The organism is Psychrobacter sp. DM4 (genome assembly GCF_051307035.1).
Lineage (GTDB): Bacteria > Pseudomonadota > Gammaproteobacteria > Pseudomonadales > Moraxellaceae > Psychrobacter.
Genome location: NZ_CP195536.1, coordinates 2,246,286 through 2,262,150 on the forward strand (window position 1 = coordinate 2,246,286; position 15,865 = coordinate 2,262,150).

The window sequence follows — 15,865 nt, forward strand, 5'->3', positions numbered from 1 at the left end:
TCATGAAAACGCTCATAACTTGTCGGTTAATATAATTTAAAGAGTAGATTAAGAGAATCAAAAGGATAGAGCATTCAGAATGGGATGTTAGCTGTAAGTGCCCATCAGCCATAGCATAGACACGCAGGCCGTCAACCAACCTAGACTTAGTGCATTTCTAGTCTCGATATGCATACCTCTAACCTTGTTCATTATTCGTGAACCCAGCCAAAAAAGTAGAGGAATACCCAGCACAAAGGCTGGTACGATAACGCCTGCGTGACGGAGCACGTTACTAGGGTCATCGCCAATCATCAAGCGAAATCCATAACCTGCCAAACTCAACACCAGAGCAAAGACTGCTAGACCAATAGTGATGCCTTTAGGGACTAGGCTTCTAGACTCAGTGCCTTTAGAGGACTGGTTAGGCTGCACGCTCTGAGATAAGGTTAAGTCCTCACTCCGTATTTGCGAACTACCGACTGTGTTTTGCGTGTCCATATATCACCTCTTGCTACCAAAGTTATGCTATGAGAAATAGGCGAGAGCCATATTATTACTATACCACTTATCGCTATTGTTGGACTAACGATAACTCTTCACGCATAGCGTCGATCGCTGTCTTATAATCCTCTTGATTGAATATCGCAGAGCCTGCGACAAACATATCAGCGCCCGCCTCAGCGATAGCGCGAATGTTGTTCGCCTTGATACCACCATCAACTTCTAATCTAATATCACGGCCACTAGCATCAATGCGTTGTCTGACTTCGCGGACTTTATCTAAAGTGCTGTCAATAAATGACTGGCCACCAAAACCTGGATTGACGCTCATAAGTAGTATCTGATCGACTTTATCCATCACGTAATCTAAGTAATGTAATGGCGTGGCAGGGTTGAACACCAGACCACATCTAGCCCCGCCATCTTTGATCAGTTGCAATGAGCGATCAATATGATGACTAGCTTCTGGGTGAAAGGTAATAATACTGGCGTCCGCTTCTAAAAATTGCTCAATCATGCCATCGACTGGCGATACCATTAGATGCACATCGATAGGCGCATCGATACCATAGTCCCGTAACGCTTTGCATATCATGCTACCAAAGGTCAGGTTGGGTACATAATGATTGTCCATCACATCAAAGTGAATGACGTCCGCACCAGCAGCCATCACAGTCTTGACCTCTTCGCCTAAGCGCGCAAAATCAGCGGATAAGATAGAGGGAGCAATTAGATAAGGTTTGTCAGGACAGATCATAGTAGATTACCTATTGAGCGTCATTTAGTTAAAAAAGTTTGGGTCGTTGTATTTATATACTAGTAGCGATATACCACTATCGGGGTTTATACTGAGTTTTACAATAGGCACGGCCCACTTCAAAACCGCGCTTGGCCTGATGTTTGGTATCACGCCCAGTGACGCGTTGACGCCACAAACGAAATGAGGACGGTTTAAGCTCTTTTCGCATCAAATCAATTACATCAGATTCACTTAGACCAAAGCTATGCTCTATCGCTGAAAATGGCGTTCTATCTTCCCACGCCATCTCTATCAAACGTGATATCTGTACTGGGTCTAGCTCTTTGTTACCAGATTTGTCTATCTCATTCAATAACAGATCGGACTCGCTATCTGGCGCAGTATCATTCTGCTTTTGCTCTATAGCCTTGTCCATATCAGCTTGCATAATCGCGAGCGACGAGCCGCCATTGTCTATCTGAGTAGCTACTGATAATGAGGGTTGATCTACCATAAAGATTACCTTTTTAAGCATCATATTAAGAAATAATCATAACGCGAATGGCAAAAATCTGCCGATATATCTAGCAACAGCGCAGTCATAAAAACACCCTTTAAATCTAAAAATAGGGTGCTTTATCAATCAGATAGTGACAGCTTACTTTTAATCAAAGCTATCAAGGTAGACTGAGTTTATTACTGACTTATCAGATGCTTTCACTCATGGTTCGAGATAATAGTTAAGCAAGCTGCGCCATACGCCAATGATGCCAAATATGATCGTTAATCACCGTTTGAATAAAGTAATAACTGTGATCATGACCTGCTTGGTAGCGAAGCGTTAACGGCTGCTCAGCTTTATCACAGGCTTGCTGTAATTTCTCTGTTTGCAATTGTCCTTCTGCTAAGAAATTGTCAGCAGCCCCTTGATCGACTAAGACGCCGGCATACTGCTGGCCAACTCTAGCAATCGTATGCGCCGCGTCCGCTTGCGTCCAAAGCTCTTTGTCATCGCCAAAGTATTCGGTATAGGCTGCCTGACCCCAATCGGACTCGCTAGCGGCGCAAACAGGCGATAGAGCTGAGACGCTGACAAACTTACTTGGAAATTTAAAACCAAGTAGTAACGCACCATGTCCGCCCATAGAGTGACCCATAATACCGATGCTGCTAATCGCAAACTCGCTACGCAGCAGATCATACAGCTCATCAACGATATAGCTTTGCATATTGAAATTCTCAGACCAAGGTGCTTTTGTTGCATCGACATAGTAACTCGCCCCTTGTCCGACAAAGTAGCGTTCATCGTCTGGTACCTCATCATCGTCACTACTACGAGGTGAGGTATCAGGCGCTATAAATATCATGCCAAGCTCACTACATTTTTGTTGAAAGTGAGCTTTGTGCGTGACGTTATCAGCGTTACAAGTTAACCCTGATAGATACAAAATCGCAGGACATCGTTGTCCTGCTAGCGCCTCATCTGGCAAATAGATACTAAAAGTCATCGATGTTTTGGTCGCTGGGGACTCATGACGGTAATAATGCTGCTCACCATCAAAGCAACGGTTGACACTGATTTGGGTCATTTGAGAGTTAGTAGCTAAGCTATGAGCGTAAGCATTATTCACGACAAGCATCCTTTTAATAAAAAAATAAAAAAATCGGGTATCTTATAGACTCAAAACTTTATTGCCTATACTTTTTATTCAACCACTAGTATTGTCTCAGATGTAATATCATCCTTGTTACGTTCAACACTATCGTTCAGTAGTGCTGGACGCTGATTAAAGAGTGCTTGTTCGAACGCTGGTAACGCCGTTTCCATCAGACTCCCAATCACCATTTGCGGCTCTGAGGGCTCAAAACCCATAAAACCTTCACGCTCTTGTATGCGTAGACGAGCATCCTTAAAGGCATCAGTAAAGCTAGTATTCTCGCGCAAGCTCTCAGCGAAGAATGCTTGACCAAAATAAGTCATCTCAGCGGTATTGGTACAGCCAAATGACATTTTGTCCGCTGCTGATGCGGTGATAACTACTGTCGTTGGTGAGGCTAAATCATCAATAAACGAGCCTGAATAACAAGCAGATATAACAACAACTCGCCAGCGAATACTCGCACTATCTAACGCCTCACGTAGCCAAACGGCGTCCAGATTGTCCATCTCAACAGGCGTATTTTCGAGTTGAATGATGTCCTTATTGCCATGAGAAGATAAAGTCAAAAGTAGCACATCCTCATCAGTATTCATTTGCTGACCGATTTTTTTGAGACCTTGCAAGATACTGGTCTTGGTCGCAATAGGCTCATCCGTCCAGCTATATGTATTATTAATGAGTGATAACGAGTGCCCGCTAGTACCAAAACGCACATCAAAAAGCTCTCGAGCATGCATAATCTCCGAGCGAAACACGTCTTGTCCTGCAAAACCTGCAACACCCATAAAGTACCAGTCTGTCTGACCTAAGACACTAGGATCAATGCTATTTAAGGCTTGCTGCAACAGGCGCGGCTGCTCGTATAACGCGGCCTCCTCCAGCACAGGCTGCACCGGTATCTGCTTAAAGATAGGCTGATCTGCCACGTTGTTTTGCCAAATTGTTAATAACGCGACCACTCCGACCAACACGATAATGCGCTCCCACCACGGCGCACGCAGGCGACGAGAGAATATCCAAAGCAGTGCCACCGTCTGCCACAAAAACAGCAGCAAAAACAGTATCGGCAAAAAGGAATAACTCCACTCAGGCAGCCAGCCTTGATGACCAAAAAACTGTACTAGGCTTTGTAGCAAGGCTGATAAAGTATCTGCAACGAGCCAAAGCACCACAGGGACAAACAGCAAGCCTTGATTACCTGAGCGCCGCGCCAAGATGATACCACCAAGCAAAATAATCACCGGCCAAATCAAATAACTGACCAGACCTTGCTCATTGAACACGCTACCGCTCTCGGCAGCTAGCCACGAAAACAAAACGTTGCTACCAAGGGCGAGTACTGCAAATAGAGCGAACTGAAAAAACGTCGGTTTAACCCAAGAAAACGCACGCGTCGAGCCTACAAGCATCCACAAGGCTGCGATGATATTGGCCGCAAAATTGAGTGAGAAGCGTTGAAGCGAGGTGGTTTTTAGTGATGAGAGTGACAAAGAGGTAGACCTCTATCGATTCGATAAATGGGTAGGCAGTGGAGCTATCAATATAAGTAATGACTCTAATCTAAGCAATGACTCTAATCTAAGCAATGACTGTTCACCGTTGAATGACATGTGAGTATTTGCAGCATGTTAAGGGATTCACAAAGCCAAAATATTTGAGTGATTAGTCTAACGCGATTGTAACGGATTGTCAGTGACCACTATAACTATGATTTGTAAATACTTATAAAAACAGCATTAAACCTATATAAAAAAGACCTTATATAAAGGTCTCTTTTTAATAAACAATTAAAGCTCGTTAACTCTAGCGCATCAACAGCTCATTCACGCGTTTAAGATAAGCGGCGGGATCATCGAGCTGACCGCCATCGGCTAGTAGCGCTTGATCAAAGATGACTTGTGCCAACTTATCAAAATCGCCGTCCGCCTGCTCGCTGCTCTCTAGTTTTTTGATCAGCGGATGATCAGGGTTGACCTCCAAGATAGGTTGCGTCTCTGGCACTTCTTGACCCATTTGCTGTAGCATCTGAATCATCTGCGGTGACAGCTCCCCTTCTGCTGTGACTAGGATAGCAGGGCTATCTACCAAACGATTAGAGACACGGACATCTTTGGCGCGGGCGCCTAGTGCTGTTTTAAGCTTATCGACGACAGGCTTCATGCTCTCCTGCGCCTTTTGAGATTCCGCCTTTTCTTCTTCGTCTTGTAAGTCGCCCAAATCTACCGCACCTTTGGCGATATTCTGTAGCGGCGTCTCATCGAATGAGGTTAAGAAGTTCATCGCCCATTCATCAACGCGGCTGGTCATCAAGATAACTTCGATACCCTTCTTTTTGAATAGCTCAAGTTGTGGGCTGTTCTTTGCCGCAGCCAAGTTGTCAGCAGTCAGATAATAGATGGCTTTTTGACCGTCAATCATCCGCGCTTTGTAATCCTCAAAGCTAGTCTCAACCTTGTCAGCAGTGCTAGTGACATAACGCAGCAATTTAGCAATGCGTTCTTGGTTGCCCATGTCCTCGCCAAGCCCTTCTTTGATGACGTCGCCAAACTCACTATAGAACTGAGCGAATTTTTCTTGTTTGCCGCTATCTTCACTATTGGCGAGACTCGCCAGCATCGTTAATATTCGACGGGCATTACCATCACGGATAGATTTGACGTCGCGCGACTCTTGTAATAACTCACGGCTGACATTCAACGGTAAGTCAGCTGAATCAATGACACCTTTAACAAAACGCAAGTACATTGGTAACAGCTGCTCGGCGTCATCCATAATGAACACCCGTTTGACATAAAGCTTGAGACCATGTTGCTGCTCACGGGTGTATAGATCCACAGGCGCTTTTTTGGGAACATACAATAGCTGAGTGTACTGGACGCGACCTTCGACTCGGTTATGTGTCCACGTTAATGGCTCATCCCTGTCATAAGTAATGTTTTTATAAAAATCAACGTACTCATCCTCTTCAACCTCAGATACAGATCGTGTCCAAAGCGCACTGGCTTTATTGATGGTTTCCCACTCATCAGTGAGCACCATCTCGCCACCAGCTGGGGCATCACTGTCACCCCCTTCTTCAGCAACGTCTTCTTGCCAGATCTCTTTACGCATTTGAATCGGCAGGCTGATATGGTCTGAATACTTATTGACTAGGCGCTTAATCTTCGCGCGGTCTAAGTAATTATCCTCACCTTCGCTATATTCTTCTTTTAGATGTAAGGTGATGCTTGTGCCACGCGTGTCTTTATTAATGGTCTCAACGGTAAAGCTACCCGTACCGTCAGAGACCCAGCGTACGCCAGTATCGGCAGGCTCGCCCGCTTTACGCGACTCGACACTGATAGTATCGGCGACGATAAATCCTGAATAAAACCCGACACCGAATTGACCGATGAGCTGACCTTCTTGCTTTTGCGATTCAGAGAGCTTGTCCAAAAATGCTTTGGTACCTGATTTGGCAATCGTACCCAAATTTTCGATAGTGTCGGCTTCATTCATGCCGATACCATTATCGGTAAAGGTAATGGTTTTGGCCTCAGTATCAACAGCAATACGAATTTTTAGCTCGCCATCATCTTCATAGAGGCTGTCATCATTGGTCGCCTCAAAACGCAACTTATCGCACGCATCAGAAGCATTAGAGACTAATTCACGGACAAAGATATCGGCGTTTGAGTACAGCGAATGGGTCACTAAGTGTAGCAATTGCGCCACTTCGGCCTCAAACGTATGTTTTTTTAATTCTGGATTATTCTCATCGACTATCGGGGTGTCGTTTTTTGACTCACTCATAAAAAACTCCTTTGATTTAGGTAAAAAAAGACTATCAAGTAGTAACAGTAATTAGTACTTAGCTTACTGTCATGCTGTCTATACTAATAGGGTCGTAAGAGAAAATTTCAAGCATAAATGAGTGATAGACCGCTAATAAACAATAATACCGCTCAAGGATACTTAAGCGGTATTATCGTTTATTAAAACGTGTCCTCATTTTGAAAATGGTGATAAAAATGAGATAAATTTTGAACCTATTTAGATATTATCGTTTAGATTGAGGACACGCCCTAGTACAAAATGCCATCATAATTTAGCACAGCATCAAACTAGCGTGGCATCGGACGAATGGTCAATATCTGCTCACTACGTCCAAATGGACCGTGTACATCATGGAGTACCGCACTGGTTACCCCAATACCATCAGCGCCGTACTGTTGCACCGCTTCGATACCTAGCCAAGCCCCCTTTGGCTCTCGGTGCATGTGGATTTGCAGATCGGTGTTGGGAAACATCCACTCAAGATTTGAGAGCCCAAGTCCAAGCCTTGGTACCACGCCATTAGCAGTATCTACCATACCAAGTAGGCGTACCATATCGCTTATAGGCGCGCCCTCTACCATCTCAATGTCGTTGGTAATCCAGACCATACCGCGACCAGCGCGGCGATCAGCATCGGAGACTAAGCGTACTGTATCAATAAAACCGCCCGGCCAACCTTTCATACCATCCCAGTTTTGCAATTCACTAGGCTGATGCTTGGCTGGCACATCCTCTAGACCGGCAATGATACTAGTATCTTGCGTCATCAGTCGCCATGCCCGCGCGATAATACTATCACGGCCATGACTACTCATAACGGCTTCGACAAGCTCAATAGTTCTTCCCGGACGAATACAGCGGGTAGTAATCGTAAACTCACCTAGCGGTATCAATCCCAAAATATCCAAACTGATACGAGCAACGCGCATATTCTCTTGTGGATCAAATCCAATTAGCTCAGAGGCAAGAAGTCCTGTTGCGGGCGCCATATGCTGTTCATGCTCATTCCAAGCACCTTGTACATGTTTGGTAGGCTTATACTGTGCCACTGTACTGCCATCTGTCTGTTGCTTGCGTTCGATAAACTGATAATACGCAGCCATAGTGATCCTCTATGTTATTGAATGAGTTAGTGAGTCAGCACTTGTTGTCTCGTTTTTAGAATTCTACGTGCTTTGATGATAAAGAAAAGTAAAACGACCATAAGTAAAGTGAGCATGGCGTAAAATAGACTTTTTTCTCGGACAAAGTGAATCATATTGATACTTAATACAAAGATAACCATGACAATAACAAACAGATTTACTTTTAGCTGTTTATTAATCTCAGTGATATCAGCCTGCGCCAAATCAAACTTCGTTCTTTGTTTTTTCATGAGGTCTTCTCTTACTCTTATCTACCCACTTGAGTGACTGGAATACGTAGGGCTTTGGGCAGACTAAAAGTCACGTTTTCTTCGATACCTGCCAGCTCGTTTGGTAACTCACCGCCCCAGTCTTGCAGCTGTTGCAACACTTCCTGAATGAGCACTTCAGGCGCAGAAGCACCCGCAGTGACGCCAGCGCTCTTCACGCCATCAAACCAGCGCTTATCCATTTCTTGTGCATTATCGATAAGATAAGCTTTACAATTCATGCGCTCTGCCAGCTCACGCAAACGGTTAGAGTTTGAAGAATTTGGAGAGCCGACCACCAGCACGACTTCACAGCGCGTCGCTAAATCCTTTACTGCATCTTGACGGTTTTGGGTGGCATAACAAATATCATCTTTGCGCGGGCCTTGAATACTTGGAAACTTGTCACGCAGCGCATCGATAACGCGCGCCGTATCATCCATAGATAGCGTTGTTTGCGTGACAAAAGCGAGACGCTCAGCATCTTGTACCGTAAGCTCGTCGACATCCTTTTCATCCTCGACCAGATGAATCTCGCCGCCGTATTTACGATTGAAGCGCCCCATCGTACCCTCTACCTCAGGGTGACCGGCATGACCGATCAGTATGGCATCCATACCATCTTGCGCAAACTTTGCCACTTCAATATGGACTTTGGTCACTAGTGGGCAAGTGGCGTCAAACACCGTCAAATCGCGGCGCTCAGCCTCGTCCTCAACTGCTTTTGAGACGCCATGTGCCGAAAAGATAACGATAGCACCATCTGGTACTTCATGGAGCTCTTCGACGAATACCGCACCGCGATTGGCTAGATCTGAGACTACAAACTTGTTGTGCACCACTTCGTGACGCACATAAATAGGCGGCTCAAAACGCATCAAGGCTTCGTTGACGATCGCAATTGCGCGATCCACACCAGCACAGAATCCACGAGGATTGGCAAGATAAATTTGCATAAGGTGACCTATCATTGGATAATTTGGAATCAAAGCTTAGATATACATCTAAAGTAGGAATAAAATGAATGCTCCACTTTAGCATATTTTGCTTTTATTGCGTTTTAACTTTTATGAGCTTTTAACATGCTTATCGGTATCTTTTAACAAACACGCTGAGGTACAAAATCTTTTTTTAGCTGGCAAAAGCGGTTTATAATGACGACCTATAATAATGAGTACGCCTCCAGTTATCGTGTCATCAAAAAACACGCTATTAACATCTCTGATATCTTTTTTACTTTCGATAGCTTACGTTAAATACTCACCAAAACACTTACTTGGACATATAGTATGACAGGTTCTTTATTTATTATTACAGCAGCCTCAGGTACGGGCAAGACCTCTTTGGTTAAGCAGCTATTAGCGACGACCAATGATTTGAGTGTTAGTGTCTCTCATACGACTCGCGCGCCGCGTCCAGGCGAGATTGATGGTCATCATTATCATTTTACGAGCGTCGATAATTTTGTGAGCGCTATTAATGACAATCAGTTTTTGGAACATGCTGAGGTATTTGGGAATTATTATGGTACCTCAGAGTCGAGCGTACGCGCGCAGCTACAAGCAGGCGTTGATGTGATTTTGGAGATCGACTGGCAAGGCGCTTTGCAAGTCAAAAAGATATTTGCGCAAGCGACGATGGTGTTTATATTGCCGCCAAGCATTGCCACTTTGCGCCAGCGCTTATCTACCCGAGGTCAAGACAGCTCGGAGGTCATAGAAAAACGGCTCGCAGGCGCGGTCACTGAAATGGCGCAGTACGTTAATTTTGATTTTGTGATTATCAACGACAACTTTGAGGTAGCATTAACAGAGCTCAAAGCAATTATCGTCGCCGATAGGCAGACTCTAGAACGTCAGCAACAACGTTATCATAGAACGATTGCAACTTTGCTCACCAATGGCGCAGATACAGATACTTAGCAACCAAGCGGTGTCAATAGCAAAAAGCAATGACGCCCTTGCACAAAAATGATATAATAGCGGGTTATTGATTCTTATATATATTTTATTGATATATTTATCCCTGCTGTTCGCATAAAGGGTAATTTGTCGATAGAGACAACTGAGGTAGCTAGCTATGGCAAGAGTGACGATTGAAGACTGTTTGGATAATGTGGATAATCGCTTTGAGTTGGTTTTGGTCGCCAGCAAACGCGCGCGCCAATTAGCAAAGGGCATCGCTGAGCCTTTGGTTGAAGTCGATAACGACAAGCCTACCGTTCTAGCGCTACGCGAGATTGCCGCAGGCAAGATTACCCGCGATATTCTCAGTCAACCTGAGCATAATTTTGCGACCAGTTCACTTGATTTAGCATTGTCAGGGGATCATGGTTTTTAATTATTGATATACTTGGTACTTGTACTGACAGAAGCCATTGCTCACGCGGTGGCTTTTGCTATTTGTGACCCTTTATATTTAGCACACCGGATACTTGTAATCTCTAACATATAAAGCTAAATAGATCTTTGAGGTGCTAGGTAGAGACAAAAAGATAGTCGTATATAGCCACATAGTTATAAAGTAATCAGTATAACTGTGAATACTAAAGTTTTTATTACCCCTACTCGCTTAACAGTTGACATTGGGGACAATTTGCGATTAATTAGAGGATGGTTCACGCGTTTTAGTAGTTCTCATGTCTCAATTGTTTATCTTGACCATAGTGAAATCAACAACCTCTCTTTAGCATTAGGATAGCCCTTCTATGAGTCAGACTTTACCCAAGCTTAGCCATCACTTGGTCGATGATGCCCAATATAATCTGCTGCGCTCAGTGGGATATTTAAGTGCGGATGAGCGCTGCGATATCATTGACGCTTGCGCGTTTGGTGATGTGGCTCATATCAAGGACAAGCGTAAATCAGGTGAGCCTTATATCACCCATCCGATTGCTGTCGCTGAAATATTGGCAGGATTCCGTCTAGATCGAGATACGATCATCGCCGCCATTTTGCATGATACGGTCGAGGACACTGAGGTCAGCGGCGAGCAAATTGAGACACGCTTCGGTAAATCCGTAGCTCGGTTAGTCGATGGCGTCACCAAACTCAAATCCTCAGCTCACAATAAGCAGCAAAACAAAGCGGCGACCTTTCATAAGATTTTGACCGCGACCCTCGCAGACCCGCGCGTCTTGATTATAAAGCTCTCTGATCGCCTGCACAATATGTCGACCCTTGATGCGGTTAGCCCCAAAAAACAGCGCGACACTGCGCAAGAAACCCTTGATTTTTATGTGCCCTTTGCCCGTCTCATGGGACTAAATGATATTGCTGATTATATCGAGGTACTTTGTTATCGCAACCTTGACTTTGATATGTACAACAAGTTATCTGACAAGCTATTACAGCACGGTCTTGGTCGCAACTTTCAAAGAGAGGCCATCCATCGTTATCTGAGCATAGTGCTCAACAATTTAGATCTAAATGGACATGTCAAAGTACTAGACAATCGCGTCGTTATCTATCGTCAGTTCTTCCGAAATCGCGGTGAGATTAATGCGCTACTGCGTCATTATGCTTTTGAGATTGTCTTGGACAATATCGAGGCCTGTGACAAGCTGGCTTATTATTTGATTAAAAAGTATCAGATTGAAGATGCTAATATTCAGGACAATATTCGCAGGCCACTCCCTGGTGGTAACCAGTCTTTGACGTTGATCTATGAGCGCGATAATGACACTATCAAAGTCATCATTTTAACCAAAAAAATGCTGAGTGCTGCCAGACTTGGGGTTATCGGTGCAGAACACGCCTCAGATGTCAGTCAGTCCGTTATTCAGGCGTCCCTACGTAATATGAAAGATTTGGTCGATGAAGATACTTTGAATGAGAACAGTACCGACTTTAGCGCTGCGGTATCCGCCATTAACGAGCTGATGAATTATCTTCATTCAAGTAAAATTCTGTGTTACAGCCCAAAGGGTCGGGCTTATGAGCTACCACAAGGGGCGACCGCCCTTGACTTTGCTTATGCGGTTGGACCTTTAGTAGGCAATGTCGCCGTTGGTGCGAACGTCGATGGTAAGGAGGCTAAACTCGGTACGGTCGTCAAAAACGGTCAAACGATCGAGATTGAAACCATCAAACACTCAGAGCCAAAAGCCGAATGGCTTGGATTTGTAGTTACTAATAAAGCGCGAAAAGAGCTTTTGCGTTGGTTCAAGGACTTGTCTGCTGAAGAGAAGCAACGTCATGGTAAGCAAGCCCTTGATCGCGCCCTAAAGACCTATCAAAAGGGCCTTGATGATTTACATGACTGTGAGTGGGATAATCTGTTAGAGTGGCGCGGTCTACGCACTAAAGACGCCTTGTTCGAGCAGATTAGCTCAGGTACCTTATTGCCACAACTGGTGGTATCGCGCCTCTTTAACGATGAGGTAAGTCTGCAAACACAGCAAAACGATCTTGAAATGTCTCAGCCGCAGCAATTGGTTGCTAATGCGGCAGGCGTTGAGTTTGATTTTGCTAATTGCTGTCATCCTATTTATGGTGATCCTATTGTCGGTCATCTCTCTCGTCACGGTTTAGTCGTCCATCGTCACAAGTGCTTTTCTCTTGATGAGATCCGTAAAGACAACCCCTACCAAGTGATTCAATTACAATGGCATGACGATACCGCTGTCAAACAAAATGAGTCGAATGAATACGATAGCAAGATACGTTTTTCCGCCTACTTAAAGGTCTCTATTGCTCTAACTGATGAGCAAATCAGTGAGGTGATTTATCATCTGCGTCAATTGAACGTCGGTGTCGAAAATATAGAGGTACGTAGCGTCGATACTGTCGTTCATATTATTGTGCGTAGTCGCAATCATTTAGCCAAAGGCATTCGCGAGCTGCGCTCCGTGTTGGGCTTTCCTAATATCATGCGCTTGTATCAGTTATAATACCTCTGCTAAAAAAACAAACTAAAAGGACTAAAAATGAGTCGTCAAACCATTCAAACAGATAACGCGCCAGCGGCCGTTGGTACTTATTCGCAAGCGGTTAAGGTTGGCAATACAGTTTATATCTCAGGTCAGCTGGGCTTAGATCCGCAAACCATGGAACTAAAAGAGGGCTTTGAGGCACAGGCCAAGCAAGTCTTTGTTAACCTAAAAGCCATATGCGAAGCGGCGGGCGGTAGTATCAATGATGTCGTTAAGTTCAACGTCTCTTTGACTGATTTAAACGACTTTGTAGCTTTGAATGACGTCTTTGTCGCTAATTTAATACAGCCCTACCCTGCGAGAGCTGCCGTACAAGTCGCCGCCTTACCTAAAGGCGGTGTAGTTGAGATTGAAGCTATTATGTATCTCGAATAATCACGATTTGGTAGTACAAGAGTAAACAAACAAGCCCAAATCGTCCCGTTTGGGCTTGCTTATTTTGGTCTAAATGATTTTCAGACGGTACTTTCAAACTCAAATAGGTTGCGAGCGTTCTCTATGTTGGTACAAGTTGCCCTACCCGTTCCTCTATATCGAGTGTTTGATTACAGTGTGCCGACGGATACCCCGCAGCCTGTAATCGGTAGCCGCGTCGAGGTCTCTTTTGGTCGTCAAACCCTCGTTGGCATTGTCGTCGCCTATACCTCGCAAGCCGCGAGTGACGTCCCTATTAGCAAGCTAAAACCTATTAATAAATGCCTTGATAACGAGTCTATTTTAGATACAACTATGCGTGCATTGGCACATTGGCTGGCACGCTACTATCATTATCCTCTGGGTGATGTTTTGTCCGTCATGCTGCCAACGCTAGTGCGTCAAGGTAAGCCTTTAGACCTACTTATTACCCATTGGCGTATCTTGCCGCATGTCACGGGCGATGACTTTCGGGCCAATGCGGCGAAACAAAAGCAGCAGTTCGATATGCTCAAACTTCATGGCAGCCGCGGCGCTAGTGAAGACGTATTATTATTAGAAGGAATGAGGCGACCCTTTTTAAAAACATTAGAAGATAAAGGACTGATTGAGCGCTATATCGAACCTAAAGCGCCGTCCAAACCAGTGAGCTTAGCCAAGATGCCGCTTGATCTAAACGCGGAACAGCAGCTCGCTGTCGACGCTATCAATGACGCGCATAGGGCTCAGGAGTACACTGGGTTTTTGCTCAACGGTATTACTGGTAGTGGTAAGACGGAGGTTTATCTACAAGCCATGCAAACCGTACTTGAAGCCGGTCAACAAGTGCTTATTTTGGTGCCGGAGATTGGACTCACGCCGCAGACGCGCGCGCGTTTTGCCAGTCGTTTTGCGGCGCAGATTATCCTGTTGCATTCTGGCATGACCAACACCTACCGTATGCAAGGCTGGCAGAATTGTCGCACGGGTCACGCCCAAATCATCATAGGTACGCGCTCAGCGGTGCTTTATCCTTTTGCCAATTTAGGTCTCATTATCGTTGATGAAGCGCACGATAACTCCTACAAGCAGCAAGACACTTTGCGATATCACGCCGCTGATGTCGCTTTGTATCGCGGTTATCAATACAAGATTCCAGTGGTACTGGGTACTGCCACTCCGACCCTTGAGCATCTAAAACTGGTTGACGATGGCAAGCTGGTAGAGTACCAACTCCGTACGCGTCCAGGACTTGCCAAACCTGCCACGATGCAACTGATTGATGCGCGCCTGCAAAGCACGCATCAGCAGGCGCAAGATGACGGCGAGCCTTTCGATACTGGACTGACTGATGCGCTCATCAGTGCCATCAAGCAAACGCTAGAAGCAGGTGACCAAGTCCTTATATTCTTGAATCGTCGTGGTTATGCGCCTGTGCTTTTGTGCGAAGCGTGTGGCTGGCAGGCGGACTGTCCACGCTGTGATGCGCACATGACAGTGCACTATAATAAACACAGCTCTTATCTAAAGTGTCATCACTGTGATTGGCAAGCTTATATCCCAACGACATGCCCCGACTGTGCCAGCCTTAATCTAGACGCCAAAGGTATGGGCACTACCCGCTTAAGTGACAACTTACATGCTATTTTTGCCAATCCGCAAACCAGCAAAGACATCTACCCTATCATTCAGATCGACCGTGATACTACGCGTCGCAAGGACAGTTGGGAAAAGATATATCAGCGTATCAACGAGGGCAAACCTGCTATTTTAGTTGGTACACAAATGGTGGCAAAAGGTCATCACTTCCCCAACGTTACCTTAGTTTGCTTGCCTAACGCGGATCGCGGCTTTTTGTCCGCTGACTTTCGCTCACCTGAGCATACCGCGCAATTGATGATTCAAGTCGCAGGTCGCGCAGGTCGCGGGGATAAGCCTGGACGAGTACTCATTCAGACTTTGCAGCCTGAAAATGCACTGCTTTTAAAATTGGTCAAAGATGGCTATCTATCTTTTGCACGCACGCTACTCAAAGAGCGCAAAATGATGGGTCTACCGCCCTCTAGTCATGCAGCGCTCATCCGCTGTGAAGGTAAGACGCTGGCCGCGACCACGCAAGCACTGACCGATGCCGTAGCTCATTTGCCAAAGCCACATCATTTAGCGGTGCTCGGTCCTATTGATGCGCCTATGAGCAAAAAGAATGGTCGCTACCACTCGCAGCTATTATTGCTGGCCAAAGACCGTCAGCAATTGCACCGCGTATTAGAGCAATGGTGGCAGTCTGTACTCGCGATGCCAAGCGCTAAATATCTAAAACTGACTTTAGATATCGATCCTGTAGGCTGGTAATCTTGAGACTGATAGTTTTGAGACTGTATTTTAGGTAGTGCTGTTTATTCATAAAGCTTCTATCGTATAGATATGTTAAATTCAAAGTCGTTATA

General features: G+C 45.2%; 14 protein-coding genes. 5 read left to right on the plus strand and 9 right to left on the minus strand.

Annotated features, from left to right (window positions below; genetic code table 11):
- Window positions 1-87 precede the first annotated feature (87 nt).
- From ACR64G_RS09545 to ispH, 9 genes are all read right to left on the minus strand, one after another.
- Window positions 88-480 (minus strand): hypothetical protein, encoded by a 393-nt coding sequence (locus ACR64G_RS09545; RefSeq protein ID WP_435979062.1) that lies wholly within the window; start codon window positions 478-480, stop codon window positions 88-90.
- Between the two features lie 73 nt (window positions 481-553).
- Window positions 554-1,240, minus strand: a complete 687-nt coding sequence (gene rpe, locus ACR64G_RS09550) for a ribulose-phosphate 3-epimerase (protein WP_435979063.1) — start codon at window positions 1,238-1,240, stop codon at window positions 554-556.
- 76 nt (window positions 1,241-1,316) lie between these two features.
- On the minus strand, window positions 1,317-1,529 hold the full coding sequence (locus tag ACR64G_RS09555) for a TIGR03643 family protein (protein WP_435980704.1): 213 nt from the start codon (window positions 1,527-1,529) through the stop codon (window positions 1,317-1,319).
- 433 nt (window positions 1,530-1,962) lie between these two features.
- On the minus strand, window positions 1,963-2,853 hold the full coding sequence (gene fghA, locus ACR64G_RS09560; protein WP_435979064.1) for an S-formylglutathione hydrolase: 891 nt from the start codon (window positions 2,851-2,853) through the stop codon (window positions 1,963-1,965).
- 74 nt (window positions 2,854-2,927) lie between these two features.
- Window positions 2,928-4,373: a C13 family peptidase gene (locus tag ACR64G_RS09565; RefSeq protein ID WP_435979065.1), complete on the minus strand. Its 1,446-nt coding sequence runs from the start codon at window positions 4,371-4,373 to the stop codon at window positions 2,928-2,930.
- Between the two features lie 313 nt (window positions 4,374-4,686).
- Complete coding sequence (gene htpG / locus ACR64G_RS09570) at window positions 4,687-6,675, minus strand: molecular chaperone HtpG (RefSeq protein ID WP_435979066.1); 1,989 nt, start codon at window positions 6,673-6,675, stop codon at window positions 4,687-4,689.
- A gap of 311 nt (window positions 6,676-6,986) precedes the next feature.
- Window positions 6,987-7,802 (minus strand): thioesterase family protein, encoded by an 816-nt coding sequence (locus tag ACR64G_RS09575; RefSeq protein ID WP_435979067.1) that lies wholly within the window; start codon window positions 7,800-7,802, stop codon window positions 6,987-6,989.
- Between the two features lie 26 nt (window positions 7,803-7,828).
- Complete coding sequence (locus ACR64G_RS09580) at window positions 7,829-8,074, minus strand: hypothetical protein (RefSeq protein WP_435979068.1); 246 nt, start codon at window positions 8,072-8,074, stop codon at window positions 7,829-7,831.
- A 17-nt stretch (window positions 8,075-8,091) separates the two neighbouring features.
- Window positions 8,092-9,048: a 4-hydroxy-3-methylbut-2-enyl diphosphate reductase gene (gene ispH, locus ACR64G_RS09585; protein WP_435979069.1), complete on the minus strand. Its 957-nt coding sequence runs from the start codon at window positions 9,046-9,048 to the stop codon at window positions 8,092-8,094.
- Between the two features lie 333 nt (window positions 9,049-9,381).
- On the opposite strand from ispH, the gene gmk reads away from it, so the two are divergent.
- From gmk to ACR64G_RS09610, 5 genes are all read left to right on the plus strand, one after another.
- Window positions 9,382-10,014: a guanylate kinase gene (gene gmk, locus ACR64G_RS09590; RefSeq protein ID WP_435979070.1), complete on the plus strand. Its 633-nt coding sequence runs from the start codon at window positions 9,382-9,384 to the stop codon at window positions 10,012-10,014.
- A gap of 157 nt (window positions 10,015-10,171) precedes the next feature.
- The gene (rpoZ, locus tag ACR64G_RS09595; protein WP_435979071.1) at window positions 10,172-10,432 is read left to right on the plus strand and encodes a DNA-directed RNA polymerase subunit omega; all 261 of its coding nucleotides are present in this window, start codon (window positions 10,172-10,174) and stop codon (window positions 10,430-10,432) included.
- A 367-nt stretch (window positions 10,433-10,799) separates the two neighbouring features.
- Window positions 10,800-12,983, plus strand: a complete 2,184-nt coding sequence (locus tag ACR64G_RS09600; RefSeq protein ID WP_435979072.1) for a RelA/SpoT family protein — start codon at window positions 10,800-10,802, stop codon at window positions 12,981-12,983.
- A gap of 36 nt (window positions 12,984-13,019) precedes the next feature.
- A complete protein-coding gene (locus ACR64G_RS09605; RefSeq protein ID WP_435979073.1) occupies window positions 13,020-13,400 on the plus strand; it encodes a Rid family detoxifying hydrolase in 381 nt (126 codons plus the stop codon).
- 123 nt (window positions 13,401-13,523) lie between these two features.
- Window positions 13,524-15,770: a primosomal protein N' gene (locus ACR64G_RS09610; protein ID WP_435979074.1), complete on the plus strand. Its 2,247-nt coding sequence runs from the start codon at window positions 13,524-13,526 to the stop codon at window positions 15,768-15,770.
- Window positions 15,771-15,865 lie beyond the last annotated feature (95 nt).